This window comes from Micromonospora sp. NPDC023869 (assembly GCF_055559695.1).
The window spans coordinates 182,624-200,763 of record NZ_JBVHKD010000004.1 but is presented as its reverse complement, the minus strand read 5'-3'; the positions used below and the strand labels follow the sequence as shown (position 1 = coordinate 200,763).

Below are 18,140 nucleotides of genomic sequence, written 5' to 3'. Positions count from 1 at the left end.
CTGCGGCGGGCGTCCTGTATGTGCGGGTTTCATCTGGCAACCGTCGCTGGCCAGCGCAAAGGCCCCTGGCATCTGGCCGTGAATTGCCTGACAACTGGGCCGATTCGGTGGTCGGATCGTGGCATTCGCGGCAATCCTGGTGACCATGGCCACCCCTACGCCACTGTCGCGACTGTTCACCGTCCTGCTGGCCGGCGGTCTCGTCGGTCTCGTCGTGGCGGGCCTCATGCTGCCGGTGAACCTGGTGTTCGGGCTGACCGCCAAGGCGGCGCTGGGCAGCTACGCCGAGCTGCCGGGCGTGCTGGAGACCCCGGCCACCCCGCAGCGTTCCTACCTCTACGCCAACGACGGCAAGACGCTGATCACCACGTTCTACGACGTCAACCGGACCGACGTGACGCTGGACGAGATCACGCCGGTGATGCGGCAGGCGATCGTGGCCGCCGAGGACCGGCGCTTCTACGACCACAGCGGGGTGGACCTGCGGGGCATGGCGCGCGCCCTGGTCACCAACGTCACCGAGGGCGGCACCGAGCAGGGTGGCTCGACGTTGACCATGCAGTACGTGCGCAACGTGCTCAAGACCGACTCGACCCGGACGACCGAGGAGCGGGCCTCGGCCACCGAGCAGACCGTCGGGCGCAAGCTCCAGGAGATCCGGTACGCCAACGCGCTGGAGCAGCGCCTCGGCAAGGACGAGATCCTCAACCGCTACCTCAACATCGCGTACTTCGGTTCCGGGGCGTACGGGATCGCCGCCGCCAGTGAGCGCTACTTCTCCACGGTGCCGGCGGACCTGACTCTCGCCGAGGCGGCGCTGCTGGCCGGTCTGGTGCAGGCGCCGGAGGCGTACAGCCCGATCGACGGTGACGCCGACGCGGCGCTGGCCCGGCGCGCGTACGTGCTGGACTCCATGGTCGCGACCGGTGCGATCACCGCGGAGCAGGCCGCCGACGCCAAGGCCGAGGAGTTGCGCCTCAACCCCAGTGAGCAGGCCAACGGCTGCGCCGCCACCGCCGGTGGTCGGGACGGCTGGGGCTTCTTCTGCGACTACCTGCGCCGGTGGTGGATGGAGCAGCCGCAGTTCGGCGACACCCCCACCGAGCGTGAGCAGGCGCTGCGTCGGGGCGGCTACACGGTGGTCACCTCGCTCGACCCGGAGATCCAGGCCACCGCGCAGGAGCAGGCCACCAGCGTCTACGGGTACCGCAACCCGCGCGCCCTGCCGATCGCGGCGGTCGAGCCCGGCACCGGCCGGGTGCTCGCCATGGCGGTCAACCGTCACTACAGCCTCGCGGAGAACCCGGACGGGCAGGCCAACTACCCGAACACGGTGAACCCGCTGATCTCCGGTGGACCCGGCGTGACCGGCTACCAGGCCGGCTCGACGTTCAAGCTGTTCACCATGCTCGCCGCGCTGGAGTCCGGCCGGCCGCTGGCGACCGGGTACGACGCGCCGAGCCGGCTGCCCACCCGGTACCCGGCGGAGGGGGACAGCAGTTGCGACGGCCGGTGGTGCCCGGCCAACGCCAACCCGGCCTGGATGGACGGGTACCGGATGATGTGGGACGGCTTCGGTCGCTCCGTGAACACGTACTTCGTCTGGCTGGCCGAGCAGGTCGGGCCGGACAATGTGGTGGAGATGGCGCAGCGCCTGGGCATCACGTTCCGGGCCGAGGCGGACGCGACCTTCGCCGACCAGCGTGCCGCCGACTGGGGCGCGTTCACCCTCGGCGTGTCCGCCACCACCCCGCTCGACGTGGCCAACGCGTACGCGACGGTGGCGGCGGAGGGGACGTACTGCTCCCCACTGCCGGTGGTGTCGGTGACCGGCCCGGACGGCGCCCGACTGCCGGTGGGTGACCCTTCCTGCCGCCAGGTGCTCGACGCCGACGTGGCCCGGGCCGCCACGGACGCGGCCCGCTGCCCGGTGGGCCAGCAGTCCGCGTTCGGGCAGTGCAACGGCGGTACCGCCACGGCGGTGAACGGGATTCTGGACGGCCGCCCGGTGGCCGGCAAGACCGGCAGCTCCGACGGTGCCGCCACGGAGAGCTTCGTCGCGTACACCCCGCAGGTCGCCGTCGCCGGCATCGCGGCGAACCCGGACGACCCGAACGACTCGGTCGGTGCCACCGTGCAGTCCCGGGTGATCTCCGGGGTGGCCCGGATCATCGCCACGGCGGTCGAGGGCAAGCCCGAGCAGTCATTCACCGCGCCCAGCCGGGAGTTGGTGGGTACGCCGCGCCGGCCGGTCGAGCGGGATCCGGTCGTCGACCGCCGTACCGGCGACAATCCGCTGTCCGAGCTGCGCCGCTGGTTCCAGGGCCGAGGCTGATCCCCGCTCACCCGCGCCGCATCCCGCGCGGGGCGTGCCGGGCGGGACGGTGCTGAAGTTAGGAAGGGTCCCCTGCTATACGCGAGGCGATAGCAGGGGACCCTTCCTTGCACGAAGGCTCAGCGGCGCGGGCGGTACGTGCTGACGACGCTGGGCAGGCCTCGGCGGATGATGCCCGCCCAGTCGGTGTCGCCGCGCAGCATGGCCGCAGCGGTCTTGCGGGCCTGCTCGGCGGTGAAGTGCGGCGGCATCATCAGCTCCGCCGGGTCCACCAGCGCGTTGATCACCGTCGGACGGTCGGCGCGCAACGCCCGCTCCCAGGCCTGCGGCACCTGGTCGGGGTGGTCGACGAGTTCGCCGCGCAAGCCCAGCACCTCGCCCCACTGGTGGTAGGCGATGTCGGGCAGTTGCTGGCTGTCCGGGAACATCGGGGTGCCCTCGGTGGAGCGTTGCTCCCAGCTCACGAACGCCAGGTCCCGGTTGTTGAGCACCAGCACGACGAAGCGCGGGTCGGTCCAGCCGCGCCAGTACTTGGCCACGGTGATCAGTTCGTTGACGCCGTTCATCTGCATCGCGCCGACGCCGATCAGGGCGATCAGCGGTCGGTCCGGGTGGGAGAACTTCGCCGCCAGGGCGTACGGCATCGCGCCACCCATGGAGAGCAGCGTGCCCGAGAGGCTGGCCAGCATTCCGGGTCGGACCTGGAGGTGGCGGGCGTACCAGGCGGTGGCGGTGCCGCAGTCCACGGCGAGCATCACGTCGTCGGGCAGTCGTTCGCTGAGGCTGGCGAAGATCATCTGCGGGTTGACCGGGTCGGCCTGCTGTGCGGCCAGGTCCCGCTGGGCCTGCCGCCAGGCGGCGGTGGCACCGGCGATGGTCTGCCGCCAGCGGGTCGGTCCCGGTCCCGGTCCGAGTTCGCGCAGCAGGGCCCGCAGAGTGGGTGCGGCGTCGCCGGTCAGGTTCACCTCGGTGGGGTAGCGCAGGCCGAGCTGCGTGCCGTCACTGTCGATCTGCACCGCCCGCGCCTGCCCGGGCGCCGGATAGAACTCCGAGTACGGCATGTTGCTGCCGACGATCAGCAACCGGTCGCACTCCTTCATGAGCTGCCAGCTCGGGCGGGTGCCGAGCAGGCCGATGGCGCCGGTGACCCAGGGTTCCCGGTGGTCCACCGCGGTGAACCCGAGCAGCGCGGTGGCCACCCCGGCACCGAGCCGGTGGGCGATCTCGCGGACCTCGTTCTCGGCGCCGAGGGCACCCTGCCCGACCAGCATGGCCACCCGCTCGCCGCTGCCCAGCACGTCGGCGGCGTGCCGGACGTCGGCCTCCGGCGGCACGGTCGGGCCGCTGCTCGGCACGCTGCTGGTGTGGTAGTAGCCGTGCGCGTGCGGCGGGTTGGGCACGGCGGCGAGGTCCTGCACGTCGAGCGGCAGGACCAGCGCGGTGACGGTACGCCGGGCCAGCGCGGTCCGGCAGGCCCGGTCGACCAGATGCCGTACCTGGGAAGGGTGGTCGAGTTGGGCGAGGAAGGCCGCCGCCACGTCCTTGTAGAGCGCGAGCAGGTCCACTTCCTGGTAGTAGCCACCGCCCTCGGCAGTGGTGGCGGTGTGTCCGACCAACGCCACCACCGGCTGGTGGTCCAGCTTGGCGTCGTAGAGGCCGTTGAGGGCGTGGATGGCGCCCGGTCCGCTGGTGACCAGGACGCAGCCGATCGGCCCGCCGCCGTACTTGACGTGAGCGGACGCGGCGAAGCCGGCGGTCTCCTCGTGGCGTACCTGGACGAACTGCGCCTGCTCGTCGGTGCGTTGCAGGGCGGAGGTCATGCCGTTGATGCCGTCACCCGGGAAGCCGAAGTACCGCCGCACACCCCAGCAGGCGAGCCGCTGCACGATGTGGTCGGCGACGGTGGCGTCCCGAGGCAGTGGCCACGGGTCCGCCGGTACGAGGGTGTGGTCTGTGCTCACCTGGTCCGCCTCTCCGGTCGGGCTCACCCCGCGAAGGGTGGGCCCGGCATTCCCCGGCTTCCCAGGACAAAACCACGCAACCTGCGGGTACGCGCCGAGGCGCCGACGTGGTGCGGCGGCTGACCTGCGGGCGCGGTGCTGCTCCGCACGGGCACCCTGGTGCGCTACCGCCCCACTTCGGGAGGCGCGGCCGGCAGTGATTCAGCGTTGGCTGACGATGACCCGGGCGGGGCCGTGGTGGCCGAGGGCGACGCTCACCGCGTCGGCGGCCTCGATCACCGCGGTCGCCAGGGCCGCCTCACGGGCGGCCAGGTTGATCGCGGACAGCGGGCCGGAGATGGACAGCGCGGCGACGATCTCGCCCGAGGCGTTGCGGATGGGTGCGGCGAGGCAGGCCCGGCCGAGGGCGAGTTCCTCCTCCTCGGTCGAGTAGCCGCGCGCCCCGCTGGTGGCCAGTTCGGCATCGAGGCGGTCGTGGTCGGTGATGGTGCGGTGGGTGAACCCGACCAGGGTGTCGCCCAGCAGGACCCGCCGCTGCGCCGGGTCGACGCCGAGTAGCAGCGCCTTGCCCAGGCCGGTGGCGTGCAGCGGGATCGACTGGCCGATCAGCGAGAACGCCCGGGGTGCCGAGCGGCCCTCGAAGTTGCCCAGATAGAAGCCGTGGTCGTCGCGGCGGATCGCGAGGTTGACGCCGAGACCGTGCTCGGCGGCGAGGTTCTGGGCGGTCTGTCGGGCGGCGCGGTAGACGGGGGACTGGTTGAGTGCCACGCCGCCGAGGGTCACCGTCTTCGGACCCAGCCGGTAGAGGTTGGAGATCGGGTCGCGTTCGACCAGGCCGAGGGATTCCAGGGTGCTCAGCAGCCGGGACGCGGTGGAGACACCGAGCCCGGCCTGCCGCGCCACGTCGGTGACCCGCAACTCGGGGCGCCCGAGCAGGAAGGCGTCGAGGATCGCCACTGCTCGCAGGATGCTCTGATTCGATCCGTTGTCGGAAGTCACGTGCGTCCTCTGATATCGGGTTGCGGCATCGACACTGTAGCGGCCGGCCGGGCCAATCTCGGTTTCAGTCCTCGGTATTTCGGACCCTTATCCGGGCGGTCAGCGCCAGCGACACCGGGACGTCGAAGGGCAGCGACGAGTGCCCCAGCGCCGACCGTGCGTGCCGCCCCCGCTCACCGAAGACGTCCCGCAGCAGCTCCGAGGCGGTGTCGGCGACCGGGACGTGCTCGGTGAACCCGGGGGTGGCGTTGATCGCCACGGTGAGCGTCAGCAACTGCTCCACGTGGTCGAGGGAACCGGCGGCGGCGCGCAGCGTGGCGAGCAGGTTCAGCGTCGCCTGGCGTACCGCGGCCTGCCCGTCGGGCACGCTCAGTTCGGCGCCGAGCTTGCCGGTGGGCAGCGGGTGTCCCGGGCGGACCGGGCCGTGTCCGGAGAGCACGGCCAGGTCGCCGCTGACCACCACGGTGTCGTACGCCCCGGAGGCGGTCCGGGCCGGCGGGAGCGTGATGCCGAGGTCGGCGAGGCGGCGCTCGGGGGCGGTGGCGTCGGTGCCGCTCATCCGCGTACGCCCCAGTCCGCGCTGATCGCGGCGGCCCGTTCGGCACTGATCGCGCCTGCCGTCGGCGCCTCGGCGAGGTGCCGGATCAGCGTGACCGTGCGGTCCCGCACCGCCTCGAAAAGTTTGCGGCCCTTCTCCACGTCGTGCTTGGCCGGGTCGCCGAGTGCGCCGTTGGTGCTGAACTCGGCCAGTGACCGGGGCGTGAACCCGCCGACGGCCCGGTCCGGGATGGCCTGGCCGCGCAGCAGCTCGTGCGCCGAGGGCAGCAGGGGAGCGGGGCCGCCCAGTTCCTCGGTCACCACCACGTCCGGCACCAGGTGCAGCGCCAGGCTCGTCTCCACCTCGCAGGCGTGTCCGTACATCTCGGACTGGGCGATGTCCACCACCACGTCGCGGCCCATCATCGACCAGTGGACCACCGCCACGGTGTGCCCCGTGCGCTGCTTGTACTCGGTCAGGAAGGCGGGTAGGAAGGCCAGGTTCCCGCCGTGGCCGTTCATGATGACGAACCGTTCCAGGCCGTGCCGGGCCAGGCTGGCCAGGTAGTCCTCCAGCAGCGAGCAGAGGGTGCTCACCCGGGCGGTCAGGGTGCCGGGGAAGTCCATGTGGTGCGGGGAGAAGCCGACCGGGATCGGTGGCGTCATCAGGGCCGTACCGTCGGCGGCGGCGACCACCTCCTCGGCCAGCCGTTCCGCGATCCGGTAGTCGATGCCGGCCTTGAGCGCGGGCCCGTGCTGTTCGGTGGCGCCGAACGGGATGACTCCGACGGTGGCGGTGGTCAGTGCCGCGCGTACCTGCGGCCAGGTCATGTGGTGGAGTCGGTAGTCGCTCATCGCGGTGCTCCTTCGTCGGTGTGCGGGACGTCGGACGGGAACGGATGCGGGGCGAAGACGTTGGGTGAGCCGCCGGTGTGCAGGAACAACCACGAACCCGGTCGGTCGTCGGCGAGCAGTGCCGCCATCGCCTTGCTGTTGTAGGTCAGGTCGAGGAACGCGCCGCTGGCCCGCGCGGTGGCCCGTTGTGCGGCGACGGCCGCCTCGGTGGGCACCCCGTGGCCGCCCCCGAGTTGGCCGTCGGTGACCTCCAGGTCCACCTCGTCGAGCAGGGCGGCGGGCAGCCCGACCCGGTCGAGCGCGGCGGCCGCCCGGTCGCGGACCAGTGCCCGCAACCGGGCTGCCGGGGCGAGTGCGGAGGCGACCACCAGGCCGACGGTGGCGCGGCGGGCGGCCAGCGCGGCGAGGACGCCGCCGGCGGTGTTGCCGGCCCCGCCGGCGAGCATGATCCGGTCCGGCGGTCGGTCGGCGAGGGTGTCGGCGAGTTCGTCGACGACTGCGGTGGTGGCCAACGCGCACAGGGTGCTTCCGGGCGCGGTGCGGACGTCGACGACGGCCGTGGTCGACCCGTTCGCCCGGGCCTCGTCGGCGATGGCGGTCATGGTCTCGGCCTGGACGGGATCGAACGCGTCGGTGGTCCGCACCCAGTGCAGCCGGGCGCCGGCGAGCTCGTAGAGCACCTGGTTGCGGCTGGGTTCGGCCGGTGGTTCGCCGCGCAGCACGAGATGGACGCCGAGGCCGGCGGCGCGGGCGGCGGCGGCCACCACCCGGCAGAGGTTGGACTGCGGTCCGGCCGAGGTGACGACGGTGTCGGCGCCGGCCTCGCGGGCCTGGCCGAGCAGGACATCGACCTGACGGACCTTGTTGCCGCCGAAGGCGAATCCGCCGTGCTCCTCGGCGATCACGACGTCGTTGCCGGCCGGGTGCAGGGTGGACGCCGGCCAGCAGGTGACCGGCCAGCGGTGGATCCCGACGCGGGGCAGGGCCCGCACGGTGTCGGTCAGCCGGGGCTCCGGGTGTCCCCAGGACGGTGCGCTGCCACCCATGGTCAGAACCGCTCGTACTGCTGGTAGAGGGCGCCCACCGACTCCCCGGCCTGGACCCGCTGGCGGATCTCCGTCTCGGTGCGGACCGTCGCCTCGGCCTCGACGAGCACGTCCACCGCGATGGCGCGGGGGACGACGACCACCCCGTCGCTGTCGCCGACGATGATGTCGCCGGGGTGCACCGGGACGCCGCCGCAGACCACCGGGGACTGCATGTCGACGACGTTCCAGCGGCCCTTGGCGTCGCGGGCGCTGCGGAACCGGTTGAAGACCGGGAACTTCAGCGGCAGGATCGCGCCGGTGTCGCGGACACCGCCGTCGATCACGGCGCCGACCGCGCCGCGCGCCATGGCGCCGTTGGTGAGCAGCTCGCCCCAGTGCCCGACCGTCCGGTCACCGGCGCAGTCGAAGACCGCGACCTCGCCTGCGGAGAGCTCGTCGATCATCCGGGCGCCCAGGCGTACGGAACGGTCGGTGCTTCGTTCGGGGCGGCCCAGCGCGGTGAAGGCCACGCCCGCCACCGCCATGTCGGTGGTCAGCGGCAGCACATCTGTCATCACCTGGTGCCACAGCCCGGCATCGTCCAGCGCGTCGGCGATCGCCGCCACGTAGAGCTTGCCGAAACGGCGGCAGATCTCCTCGACCGGCGGGGTTTCCATCGAACTCCATTCATAGATTGGAACGTGGTTGCACGGACAGTACATGACGTTCCATTCTCAGAACATCCCTTGCAGCCTGTGGAATGGGCTGGTAGGAATCCCTGCAACAGGTTGCGCTGGCTGCATCCGGGCCGACCGAACCGTGCGCCGACACATCCGGCACCGCCGAGAACCGACCGTCGTCGGGCTGATCGGCCCGCCGGGACCGCGAGAAACGGAGAGACGATGCTGAGAGCGGCAGTCGTGGGGATGGGCTGGATGGGTCAGCTCCACGCCGGGATCTACCACCAGCACCCACGGGTCGACCTGGTCGGTCTGGTCGAGCCGGATCCCGCTGCGGAACAGCCGCTCCGCGACCGGTTCGGCGTACCGGTGCACCGCGACGTGGAGGAACTGCTCGACCGGGTCGACGTGGTCAGCGTCTGCACCCCGGATCACCTGCACCCGCAGACCACCATCCCGTTCCTGCGGGCCGGGGTACGGGTGCTGGTCGAGAAGCCGCTGGCCACCAGCTCCGTGGACGCGCAGAAGATCCTCGACGCCCGACCCGACCCGCACGCCCTCTCGGTCGGCCACATCCTGCGCTTCGACCCCCGGGTGATCCGCGCTCGCGAGCTGGTCCGCTCCGGCGAGCTGGGTCCCCTGTGGCACGTCGATGTATGGCGCGACACCACCCGCGCGGTGGCCGTACGACCCTCCGAACGCACCAGCGTCGCGTGGTTCCTCGGCATCCACGACGCCGACCTGGTCCGCTTCGTCACCGGGCTGACCGCGGTCCGGGTCTGCGCCCTCGGCCGGGCCGTGCTCTCCGCCCACGCCGACGCCGTCTACGCCACCGTCCGCTACGAGGACGACGTGATCGGCTCGATGGAGAACAACTGGACCCTGCCCGACGGGCGACCCAACCGGGCACTGGCCGGACTGCGGGTGGTCGGTGAACGCGGCTCCGTCGAGATCGACCTCGGGCACGTCGACCTGCTGCACGCCACCGCCGACGGCGCGGTCAACGGCGACACCCGCAACTGGCCCAGCCGCGCCGCCACCGGCGTGTCCAACATCCGGACCGAGGTGGAGGAGTTCGTCCGGGCCGCCGAGGAGGGCGCACCGGCGCCGGTGCCCGGCGAGGAGGGCCTCGCCGCCGTCCGGGTGGTCGAGATGATCCACGCCTCGCTGGCCGCCGACGGCGCACCGATCGGTGCCGGAGACACCTGGTGAGCGCCGACGTCCGATCCTGGCTCGGCGGCCGGTACACCGACCCGGCCGCCGCGCGCTACCAGGTGCGCAGCCCGGTCGACGGCGAGGTCGTGGCCGAGGTGCACCGCGCCGGACCGGACACGGTGGACGAGGCCGTCCGGGCCGCGTCGGCGGCGGTCGTCGCCGACCGGCGCAGCAGCCCGTACGCGCGGCGCGACCGCTGCCTGGCCGTCGCCGACCGGCTGATCGCCCGACGCGAGGAGATCGCCGCCCTGGTCACCGCCGAGACCGGCCGCACCTATCAGGGCACGTTGGCCGAGGTGGACAAGGCCGCCGAGGGCTTCCGGCTGGCCGGTGAGGAGGCGGTCCGGCTGTCCGGGCGTACGCCACCGGTCGCCGCCACCGACAAGCTGGTGACCACCCGCTGGCGGCCGACCGGGGTGTGGGCCGTGGTCACCCCCTGGAATTTCCCGGTGAACATCCCGGTCGAGTACCTCGGCCCCCTGGTGGCCACCGGCAACGCCGCCGTCTGGAAACCGGCACCGACCACGGTGGCCTCGGCCGACCTGGTGCTGCGGTGCATGGTCGAGGCGGGCCTGCCCGAGGGGCAGGTGACCCTGGTCGCCACGGACGACACGACCGTGGCCGAGTATCTGGTGGGCCACCCGCAGGTGGTGGGGGTCGGGCTGACCGGCAGCACCGCCACCGGCACGGCGGTGGGTCGGCGGGCCGCCGGCAAGCGGCTCCTGCTCGAACTGGGCGGCAACGGCCCGATCATCGTCTTCGCCGACGCCGACCTGGCGCACGCCGCCGACGCCATCGCCGTCTCCTGCTTCACCGCATCGGGCCAGATCTGTAGTGCCGGCGGCCGGGTGCTGGCCGACGCGCGGATCGCCGGTCCGCTGGCCGAGGCGGTCGCCGCGCGTGCCGGGGACTATCCGACCGGCGATCCGTACCAACCGGCCACCGTGCTCGGACCGGTCCACCTGGCCGCGCTGGCCACCCGGTTCGAGGAGCAGGTCGGCGCGGCGGCCGGCGGTGGCGCCCGGGTGCTCACCGGCGGCCGGCACCTGTCCGGCTTCCCCACCGGGCAGTACCTGCCGGCCACCGTGGTCGGCGACGTCGCGGTGGACGCGGCACTGAGCCGCCAGGAGTCCTTCGCTCCGGTCGCCCCGATCGTCCCGCTGCCCGCGTCGGAACTTGTCACCGAGGCCAACCGGAGCGGGTACGGGCTCTCCACCGCCGTCTTCACCGCCGACCTGGGGCGGGCCCTGGACGCCCTCGACGACCTGGAGTTCGGCAGCGTCGTCGTCAACGACCGCTCCACCTACTGGGAACTGCACCTGCCCTTCGGCGGCTGGGAGGGCAAGGACTCCGGGACCGGCCGGGTGGGTGTCCCGGCCGTCGTCCGCGCCGTCTGCCAGCAGCAGACCCTCTCCCTGTCCCGCCCGTGACCCCGCCCAGCGGCAGAACCGGAAGGTGGTGACCCTTTGATCAACTACACGATCCGCAGACTCCTGCTCGCCGTGGTCATCCTGTGGGGCGCGCTCACCCTGGTCTTCGCGGTGGTCCGGCTGGTGCCCGGTGACCCGGTCAGCGTCATCCTCGGCCCCGACGCCACCGCCGAGGAGGTCGCCGACGCCCGCCGGGAACTCGGCCTGGAACGCAACGTCGTGATCCAGTACGCCAGCTTCCTCGGCCGGGTGACCCAACTCGACTTCGGACAGTCGTTCCGGCACAACCGGGACGCCTTCGAGATGGTCATCGAACGGCTGCCCGCCACCGTCACCCTGGCCCTCACCGCGATCTGCATCGCGCTGGTGGCCAGCTTCCTGCTCGGCATCGCCGCGGCGCTGCGTCCGCGCGGCCTCGCCGACCGGGCCATCTCGGTGCTGTCGCTGATCGGCCAGTCGCTGCCCAGCTTCTGGGTCGGCATCATCCTGCTGCTGATCTTCGCCCGGCAGCTCGGGTGGCTGCCCAGCGCCGGCAACAGCACGCCGCAACACCTGATCCTGCCGGCGGTCACGCTGGCGCTTCCCTTCACCAGCATCCTGGTCCGGTTGATCCGGTCCGGGCTGCTGGAGGTCCTCGGCGAGGGCTACATCCAGACCGCCCGCTCCAAGGGCCTGCGCGAGAGCGTAGTGCTCTTCCGGCACGCCCTGCGCAACATGTTGATCCCGGTGGTCACCGTCGCCGGGCTGCAACTCGGGGCGCTGCTGGGCGGCACGGTCGTGGTCGAGGAGGTCTTCTCCTGGCCCGGCCTGGGACGGCTGCTCGTGGACGCGATCGGCAACCGGGACTACACCGTGATCCAGGCCGCCATCGCCTTCGTCACCACCGCGTTCGTCCTGGTGAACCTGGTCGTGGACCTGCTCTACGCGTACATCGATCCTCGCGTGCGGGTGGTGAACTGATGGCTGACGCAACCTCGACCACGGCGCTGCGGACCCGGTCCCGCCGTCGCCCTCCGCCCCTGTTGTTCTGGTCCTGCCTGGGCATCATCGGCCTGGCCGTGCTGGCCGGCGCGATCGGTCCGTTCCTGGTGCCGTTCGACGTCACCGAGACCAACCTCGCCGACCGGCTGCAACCGCCGGGTGCCGTGCTCTCCGACGGCTCCCGGGCCTGGTTCGGCACCGACGACGTCGGACGCGGCATGCTCAGCCAGATCTTCATCGGCGCCCGGGTCTCGCTGCTGGTGGGGGTGGCGACCCTGCTGATCTCCGGCCTGTTCGGCACCGTGGTCGGCATCGTCGCCGGCTTCGTCGGCGGATGGGTGGACGGCCTGCTCATGCGGCTGGCCGACATCCAGCTCGCCTTCCCCTCCATCCTGTTGGCCATCCTGATCGCGGCCCTGCTCGGGCCCAGCCTGGTCAACGTCATCGCGGTGCTGGCGGTGACCATCTGGGTGATCTTCGCCCGGGTGGCCCGGGCGCAGACCATGGCCGTACGCAACCGCGAGTACGTCGACGCCAGCCGGGTGCTCGGCGCCCGGCCGCTCTTCCTGATCTGGCGGTGCATCCTGCCCGCCTGTGCCGCGCCGCTGCTGGTGGTCGCCACCGTGGAACTCGGCATGGTGATCATCACCGAGGCCGCCCTGAGCTTCCTCGGGCTCGGCACTCCGACCGCGACCCCGAGTTGGGGGCTGACCATCGCCAACGGCCGCGGCTACGTGGCCGACGCGTGGTGGATCTCCACTCTGCCCGGTGTCGCGCTCTCCCTGCTCGTCGTCGCCTGCGGGGTGGTCGGCGACGAACTCCGCGACCGGCTCGATCCACACCTGAAGCACCGGTGAGGTCGCGGCCGACCCTTCACGAGCGAACGATGGAGGAGACAATGACATGGATAAGCAGAGCACGTCGGCCCCTGGTGGCCGGCCTGCTCGCGATGACCCTCGTCGGTGTCGGCGCCGCCTGCGGCGGCGGTTCCGGTGACGGCGACCAGGACCAGACGCTGCGGGTCGGGGTGCCGATCCGGATGCTCTCGGTCGACCCGCACGGCACCGCCATCTCCGACCGCAGCACCCTGACCCTGGCCCTGCACCTGTTCGACCCGCTGGTCGCCAGCGACGGCGGCGAGATCACCGGCCGGCTCGCCGAGAGCTGGGAGAACGTCAACGACACCACCACCCGGTTCACCCTGCGCCAGGGCGTGACCTTCCACGACGGGTCGGCGCTGACCAGCGCCGACGTCAAGGCGTCGCTGGACCGGCTCTTCGCGGCGAGCACCGCCCTCGCACCGCTGTTCGCCACCATCGAGGAGGTCAAGGCCCCCGACGAGCAGACCGTCGAGATCATCACCAGCCGGGCCACCGGCTCGCTGCTGACCAACCTCTCGATGGCCTACATCGGCAGCAAGGCCCAGATCGAGTCGGGCGAGATCGAGAGCCGCCCGGTCGGCACCGGCGCGTTCAAGCTGGAGGACTTCCGCTCCGGCGAGCGGGCCCACATGGTCGCCAACGAGTCGTACTGGGACGGCGCGCCCAAGTACGAGCGGTTGGAGTTCCAGGAGATCTCCGAGGACGCCGCCCGGCTCACCGCGCTGCGCACCGGCGAGATCGACGTGACGTACTCGCTGCCGCCGGACCAGCTCAGCCAGGTACGCGGATTCGACGACGTCACCGTGGAGAGCGGACCGAGCGCCACGTTCTACGTCATCTGGTTGAACAACGCGCGCAAGCCGTTGGACGACCCGAAGGTCCGGCAGGCGCTGTGGCACGCGGTCGACTTCTCCTCCATCCAGGAGAACCTGTTCGGCGAGAGCGCCGTACTGGCCCAGGCGCCGGTGCCGCAGCCGGTGTTCGGCGCGGCGCAGTTGCCCGGCTACACCTACGACCCGCAGCGGGCCCGGCAACTGCTGGCGGAGGCGGGCTACCCCAACGGCTTCAGCACCAGCATCCAGTGGAGCGCGAACTGCTGCGCCAACATCCGTCCGCTGGTCCAGTCGATCCTCAGCGCCTGGAAGGAGGTCGGCGTGAACGTGGAGATGCAGGAGAAGGAAGCCGGGCAGTGGCTCGACGACCTGCTGGCCCTCGACTGGGACATGAACATCCAGGACGGCGTCGTGGTCACCCAGGACGCGGAGTTCGTGCTCGGCCGCCTCTACACCTGCGCCGCCAAGCGACTCGGCTACTGCAACGAGGAGTACGACCGGGTGATCGCCGACGCCTCGGAGGAACTCGACCCGCAGGAGCGGCAACGCAAGCTCCAGCGAGCCCAGGAGATCCTCTGGGCCGACGCGCCCGGCGCCTGGCCGTTCGAGCTGACCGCCTCGGCCGCCTGGCGCGACCGGGTCAGCGGCTTCGGTCCGCCGCCGACCAACGTGCCCGACTTCCGTGGTGTCTCGCTGAACTGACCGCACCGGTCGGGTGCACCGGCCGACGAGGAGGACCTGATGTCCCTGCTGTCCCTGCATGATGTCGTCGTCGAGTTCGACTCCCGGGTGGGACCGGTGCGGGCTCTGGACGGGGTCAGCCTGGACGTCGCCGAGGGGGAGACCCTCGCCCTGCTGGGCGAGTCCGGCAGCGGCAAGAGCGTCACCGCACAGGCCATCCTCGGCCTGCTGCCCCGGCCCGCCGGCCGGATCGCCGCCGGCCGGATCACCTTCGACGGTACGGAGCTGACCACGGCCTCGGCACGGCGGATGCGCGCCGTACGCGGTGGCGAGATCAGCATGGTCTTCCAGGATCCGCTCTCCTCGCTCAACCCGGTGCACCCGATCGGTCGGCAGATCGGCGAGACGTTGCGGGTGCACCGGGGCCTGTCCAAGGCCAAGGCCCGCGCCGAGGCGCTCGATCTGATGCGCCGGGTCGGCATCCCCGACCCGGCGCGCCGGATCGACGACTATCCGCACCAGCTCTCCGGCGGGATGCGTCAGCGCATCATGATCGCCATCGCGATCGCCCTGCGTCCGCGCCTGATCATCGCCGACGAGCCGACCACCGCGCTCGACGTCACCGTCCAGGCGCAGATCCTGCAACTGCTGTCCGAGCTGCAACGCGACTACCGGATGGCACTCATCCTGATCAGCCACGACCTCGGCGTGGTGGCCGCGCACGCCAGCCGCATCGCGGTCATGTACGCCGGGCGCATCGTCGAGACCGGCGAGCTACGCCAGGTGTACGAGAACCCGGCCCACCCGTACACCCGCAGCCTGCTCCAGTCGGTGCCGACACTCACCGCGCCGACCGCACGGCTCACCCCGATCCCGGGTGCGCCGCCCTCGCCGGAGGCCCTGCCACCCGGCTGCCCGTTCCACCCCCGGTGCGCGTGGCGGGTCGACCTGTGCACGCAGCAGCGGCCCACGCTGGAGGTGCTGCCCACCGCCGACGGCCCGGGACGCGCCGCGGCCTGCCACCGTTCCGAGGAGGTACGCGACGATGCCTGACCCCACCGCGCCGGCCCTGTTGGAGGTCGAGGACCTGCGGGTGCACTACCCGATCCGGTCCAGCGTGCTGCGTCGCACGGTCGGTCACGTCCGCGCCGTCGACGGCGTCTCCTTCCGGATCGGGGCCGGCGAGACGCTGGCGCTGGTCGGCGAGTCGGGCTGCGGCAAGACCTCCACGGCCCGCGCCCTGATCGGTCTGGAACGCGCCACCGGAGGCACCATCCGCTTCGACGGCCGGGACCTGACCCGCCTCAGCGCCGCCGAGCGTCGCCAACTCACCCGTCGGGTGCAGTACGTCTTCCAGGACCCGTACGCCTCGTTGAACCCACGGCTGACCGTCCGGGAGATCCTCCGCGAGGGCTGGTTGATCCACCGTGACCTGGTACCGCGCCGCGACCAGGCCGACGAGGTGGTCCGGTTGCTGGAACAGGTGGGGCTGACCGCCGCACACGCCGACCGGTACCCGCACCAGTTCTCCGGCGGCCAGCGGCAACGCATCGGCATCGCCCGGGCGCTGTCGATGCGGCCCGCCCTGATCATCTGTGACGAGCCGGTCTCCGCGCTGGACGTGTCGATCCAGGCGCAGATCCTCAACCTGCTCGCCGACCTGCGTGCCGAGATGGGACTGTCCTACCTGTTCATCTCGCACGACCTGCACGTGGTGCGCCACGTCAGCGACCAGGTCGCGGTGATGTACCTCGGCACCGTCGTCGAGCAGGGGCCGACGCGGGAGGTCTTCGAGTCGCCGACCCACCCGTACACCCAGGCGCTGCTCTCCGCCGCGCCCGACCCCTTTCCATGGCGGCAGCAGGGCCCGGAGCCGATCGTCCTCGCCGGGGACCTGCCCTCCCCGGCGGACCCGCCCTCCGGTTGTCCGTTCCGCACCCGCTGTTGGCTGGCCCGACCGGAGTGCGCCGAGCATCGGCCGCCGTTGGTGGGGGAGCGACACCAGTGGGCCTGCCCGGTCGTGTCCGCTCCGGCGGTCTCCCGATGAGCAGACGGGTCCTGGTCACCGGTGCCGCCGGGGCGATCGGCGGCGAGCTGGTCGCCGCCTTCCTGGCCCGAGGCTGGCGGGTCGCCGCCCTGGACCGACCGCCCGAGCCCTCGACCACCGCCGGACCGGCCCGGCGGCGACCCGAGCATACGGGCGCTACGGCGCTGGACACTCCGCCCACCGACGGGCTGACCTGGCTGTCCGCTGACGTGACCGACGCGTCGGCCGTAGAGGCCGCCGTCGACCGGCTCCGTGCCGACTGGGGCGGGCTCGACGTCCTGGTCAACAACGCGGCGGTCGGTCCGCCCCGGGCGCCGGTGGGCCGGGAGACGGCCGCGCACCTGCGGGCTGTGCTGGAGGTGAACCTCGTCGCCCCACTCGCCCTGGTCCAGGCCACGCTGCCCCTGCTCACGGTCGGGGACGCGCCCGCCGTCGTACAGCTCTCCTCGATCGGTGGGTCCCGGGCGTTCCGGGGCAACGCCGCGTACGTGGCCAGCAAGGGCGGCCTTGAGGCGATGACCCGCGCCCTGGCGCTGGACCTGGCCGGACGCGGCATCCGGGTCAACGCGGTCGCCCCCGCGATGGTGCGTACCCCAGGTTGGGACGACGCGGGCCCGGAGGAGGTCGCCCGGCGCGCCGGCCTCGTCCCCCTCGGTCGCGCGGGCACCCTCGCGGAGGTCGCCGCCGCGGTGAGCTTCCTCGCCGGACCGGAGTCCGGCTACATCACCGGGGTGGTGCTGCCGGTCGACGGTGGCCTGGGCGTTCAGGCGTACAGCCCGGTGGAGGAACCCGGGGTCGCCGCCACCCTCGACCCGTCCGCCGGGGACGACTGATGCGGATCGCCACGCTGGCCCGGCTGCTGCCGCACCCGGAGACGGTCTGCGTCGGCGCGGACGGGCACCTCTACGCCGGACTCGCCCTGGGCAGCCCACAGGGGCGCGGCCCGATCGTCCGGATCGACCCCGACGACGGCACCGCGCAGTGGTTCGCCGACACCGGCGGACGCATCCTCGGACTTGCCCGCGCCGAGGACGGCCTCGTCGGGTGCGACGTGGCCCGCGCGGAACTGGTCCGGATCTCCTCCGACGGCACGGTCACCGCCCGCATCGGCACCGCCGACGGCCGGCGGCTGCTCCGCCCGAACGGCTGCGTCGTCGACGCCGCCGGAGGCGTCTGGTTCACCGACTCCGGCACCGCCACGGCCGGCGAACCGACCGGCTCGGTCTGCTACGCGGCACCGGGGCAGACCGACATGTGCCGGGTGGCCGCCGCCGACCTGGTCTATCCCAACGGCATCGGGATCAGCCCCGACGGCACGATCCTGTACGTCTCCCTGACCCGGGACAACACCCTGCTCGCCTTCGACGTGACGGCTCCCGGTCGGCTCTGCGGCCGCCGGACGGTCGCCACCGGTGGCGCGCTGGCCGACGGGCCGGACGGGCTCACCGTCGCCCCCGACGGGACCTGCTACCTGGCCGTCACCCGGGGCTCCCGGGTCGTCCGGATCACCCCCGACGGCCGGGTCGACACCGTGATCGAGGCACCGGACCTGCTGCGGATGCCGTCCCACGCGGCGCTGCACGGTGATCGGCTGCTGGTGCCCTCGTTGTTCGGCGACACCGTCACCGCCGTCGACCTAGACGCATAACGCGTCACCGCAGCCGGGGTTGCATGGCG

At 72.2% G+C, this 18,140-nt stretch carries 16 protein-coding genes; 10 read left to right on the top strand and 6 right to left on the bottom strand.

All coding sequences use genetic code 11. The features are described from left to right. Positions 1 to 145: 145 nt before the first annotated feature. Positions 146 to 2,335, top strand: a complete 2,190-nt coding sequence (locus ACZ31C_RS14300) for a transglycosylase domain-containing protein (RefSeq protein ID WP_465795946.1) — start codon at positions 146 to 148, stop codon at positions 2,333 to 2,335. 119 nt (positions 2,336 to 2,454) lie between these two features. Here ACZ31C_RS14300 and ACZ31C_RS14295 read toward each other — a convergent pair whose 3' ends face one another. The 6 genes from ACZ31C_RS14295 to ACZ31C_RS14270 all read right to left on the bottom strand — a co-directional run bounded on the left by ACZ31C_RS14295 (position 2,455) and on the right by ACZ31C_RS14270 (position 8,392). After that, complete coding sequence (locus tag ACZ31C_RS14295; RefSeq protein WP_465795945.1) at positions 2,455 to 4,296, bottom strand: thiamine pyrophosphate-requiring protein; 1,842 nt, start codon at positions 4,294 to 4,296, stop codon at positions 2,455 to 2,457. Between the two features lie 201 nt (positions 4,297 to 4,497). Beyond that, a complete protein-coding gene (locus ACZ31C_RS14290) occupies positions 4,498 to 5,295 on the bottom strand; it encodes an IclR family transcriptional regulator (protein ID WP_396743110.1) in 798 nt (265 codons plus the stop codon). 64 nt (positions 5,296 to 5,359) lie between these two features. After that, complete coding sequence (locus ACZ31C_RS14285; protein ID WP_465795643.1) at positions 5,360 to 5,854, bottom strand: RidA family protein; 495 nt, start codon at positions 5,852 to 5,854, stop codon at positions 5,360 to 5,362. Then, positions 5,851 to 6,687, bottom strand: coding sequence for a creatininase family protein (locus ACZ31C_RS14280; protein ID WP_396743116.1), 837 nt, complete (start codon positions 6,685 to 6,687; stop codon positions 5,851 to 5,853). The genes ACZ31C_RS14285 and ACZ31C_RS14280 overlap by 4 nt, the downstream gene beginning before the upstream one ends. Next, a complete protein-coding gene (locus ACZ31C_RS14275; RefSeq protein ID WP_465795642.1) occupies positions 6,684 to 7,733 on the bottom strand; it encodes a pyridoxal-phosphate dependent enzyme in 1,050 nt (349 codons plus the stop codon). The genes ACZ31C_RS14280 and ACZ31C_RS14275 overlap by 4 nt, the downstream gene beginning before the upstream one ends. Before the next feature lie 2 nt (positions 7,734 to 7,735). Then, on the bottom strand, positions 7,736 to 8,392 hold the full coding sequence (locus ACZ31C_RS14270; RefSeq protein ID WP_465795641.1) for an RraA family protein: 657 nt from the start codon (positions 8,390 to 8,392) through the stop codon (positions 7,736 to 7,738). Positions 8,393 to 8,617: 225 nt separating this feature from the next. On the opposite strand from ACZ31C_RS14270, the gene ACZ31C_RS14265 reads away from it, so the two are divergent. The 9 genes from ACZ31C_RS14265 to ACZ31C_RS14225 are packed head-to-tail and all read left to right on the top strand — an operon-like array spanning position 8,618 to position 18,111. After that, positions 8,618 to 9,607, top strand: a complete 990-nt coding sequence (locus tag ACZ31C_RS14265; protein ID WP_465795640.1) for a Gfo/Idh/MocA family protein — start codon at positions 8,618 to 8,620, stop codon at positions 9,605 to 9,607. Next, positions 9,604 to 11,040: an aldehyde dehydrogenase family protein gene (locus tag ACZ31C_RS14260; RefSeq protein ID WP_396743128.1), complete on the top strand. Its 1,437-nt coding sequence runs from the start codon at positions 9,604 to 9,606 to the stop codon at positions 11,038 to 11,040. Before ACZ31C_RS14265 ends, ACZ31C_RS14260 begins: the two co-directional genes overlap by 4 nt. Positions 11,041 to 11,076: 36 nt before the next feature. Further along, a complete protein-coding gene (nikB, locus tag ACZ31C_RS14255; RefSeq protein WP_396743131.1) occupies positions 11,077 to 12,000 on the top strand; it encodes a nickel ABC transporter permease in 924 nt (307 codons plus the stop codon). Then, complete coding sequence (locus ACZ31C_RS14250) at positions 12,000 to 12,878, top strand: ABC transporter permease (RefSeq protein ID WP_449951324.1); 879 nt, start codon at positions 12,000 to 12,002, stop codon at positions 12,876 to 12,878. The genes nikB and ACZ31C_RS14250 overlap by 1 nt, the downstream gene beginning before the upstream one ends. A 41-nt stretch (positions 12,879 to 12,919) precedes the next feature. Beyond that, positions 12,920 to 14,437, top strand: a complete 1,518-nt coding sequence (locus ACZ31C_RS14245) for an ABC transporter substrate-binding protein (RefSeq protein ID WP_465795639.1) — start codon at positions 12,920 to 12,922, stop codon at positions 14,435 to 14,437. A gap of 39 nt (positions 14,438 to 14,476) precedes the next feature. Continuing rightward, positions 14,477 to 15,469 carry an ABC transporter ATP-binding protein gene (locus ACZ31C_RS14240; protein ID WP_465795638.1) on the top strand — a complete coding sequence of 331 codons (993 nt, stop codon included), beginning with the start codon at positions 14,477 to 14,479 and terminating at the stop codon, positions 15,467 to 15,469. Further along, positions 15,462 to 16,463: an ABC transporter ATP-binding protein gene (locus ACZ31C_RS14235; RefSeq protein ID WP_465795637.1), complete on the top strand. Its 1,002-nt coding sequence runs from the start codon at positions 15,462 to 15,464 to the stop codon at positions 16,461 to 16,463. Before ACZ31C_RS14240 ends, ACZ31C_RS14235 begins: the two co-directional genes overlap by 8 nt. After that, a complete protein-coding gene (locus tag ACZ31C_RS14230; RefSeq protein WP_465795636.1) occupies positions 16,460 to 17,296 on the top strand; it encodes an SDR family NAD(P)-dependent oxidoreductase in 837 nt (278 codons plus the stop codon). The genes ACZ31C_RS14235 and ACZ31C_RS14230 overlap by 4 nt, the downstream gene beginning before the upstream one ends. Then, on the top strand, positions 17,296 to 18,111 hold the full coding sequence (locus ACZ31C_RS14225; protein WP_465795635.1) for an SMP-30/gluconolactonase/LRE family protein: 816 nt from the start codon (positions 17,296 to 17,298) through the stop codon (positions 18,109 to 18,111). Before ACZ31C_RS14230 ends, ACZ31C_RS14225 begins: the two co-directional genes overlap by 1 nt. Positions 18,112 to 18,140 lie beyond the last annotated feature (29 nt).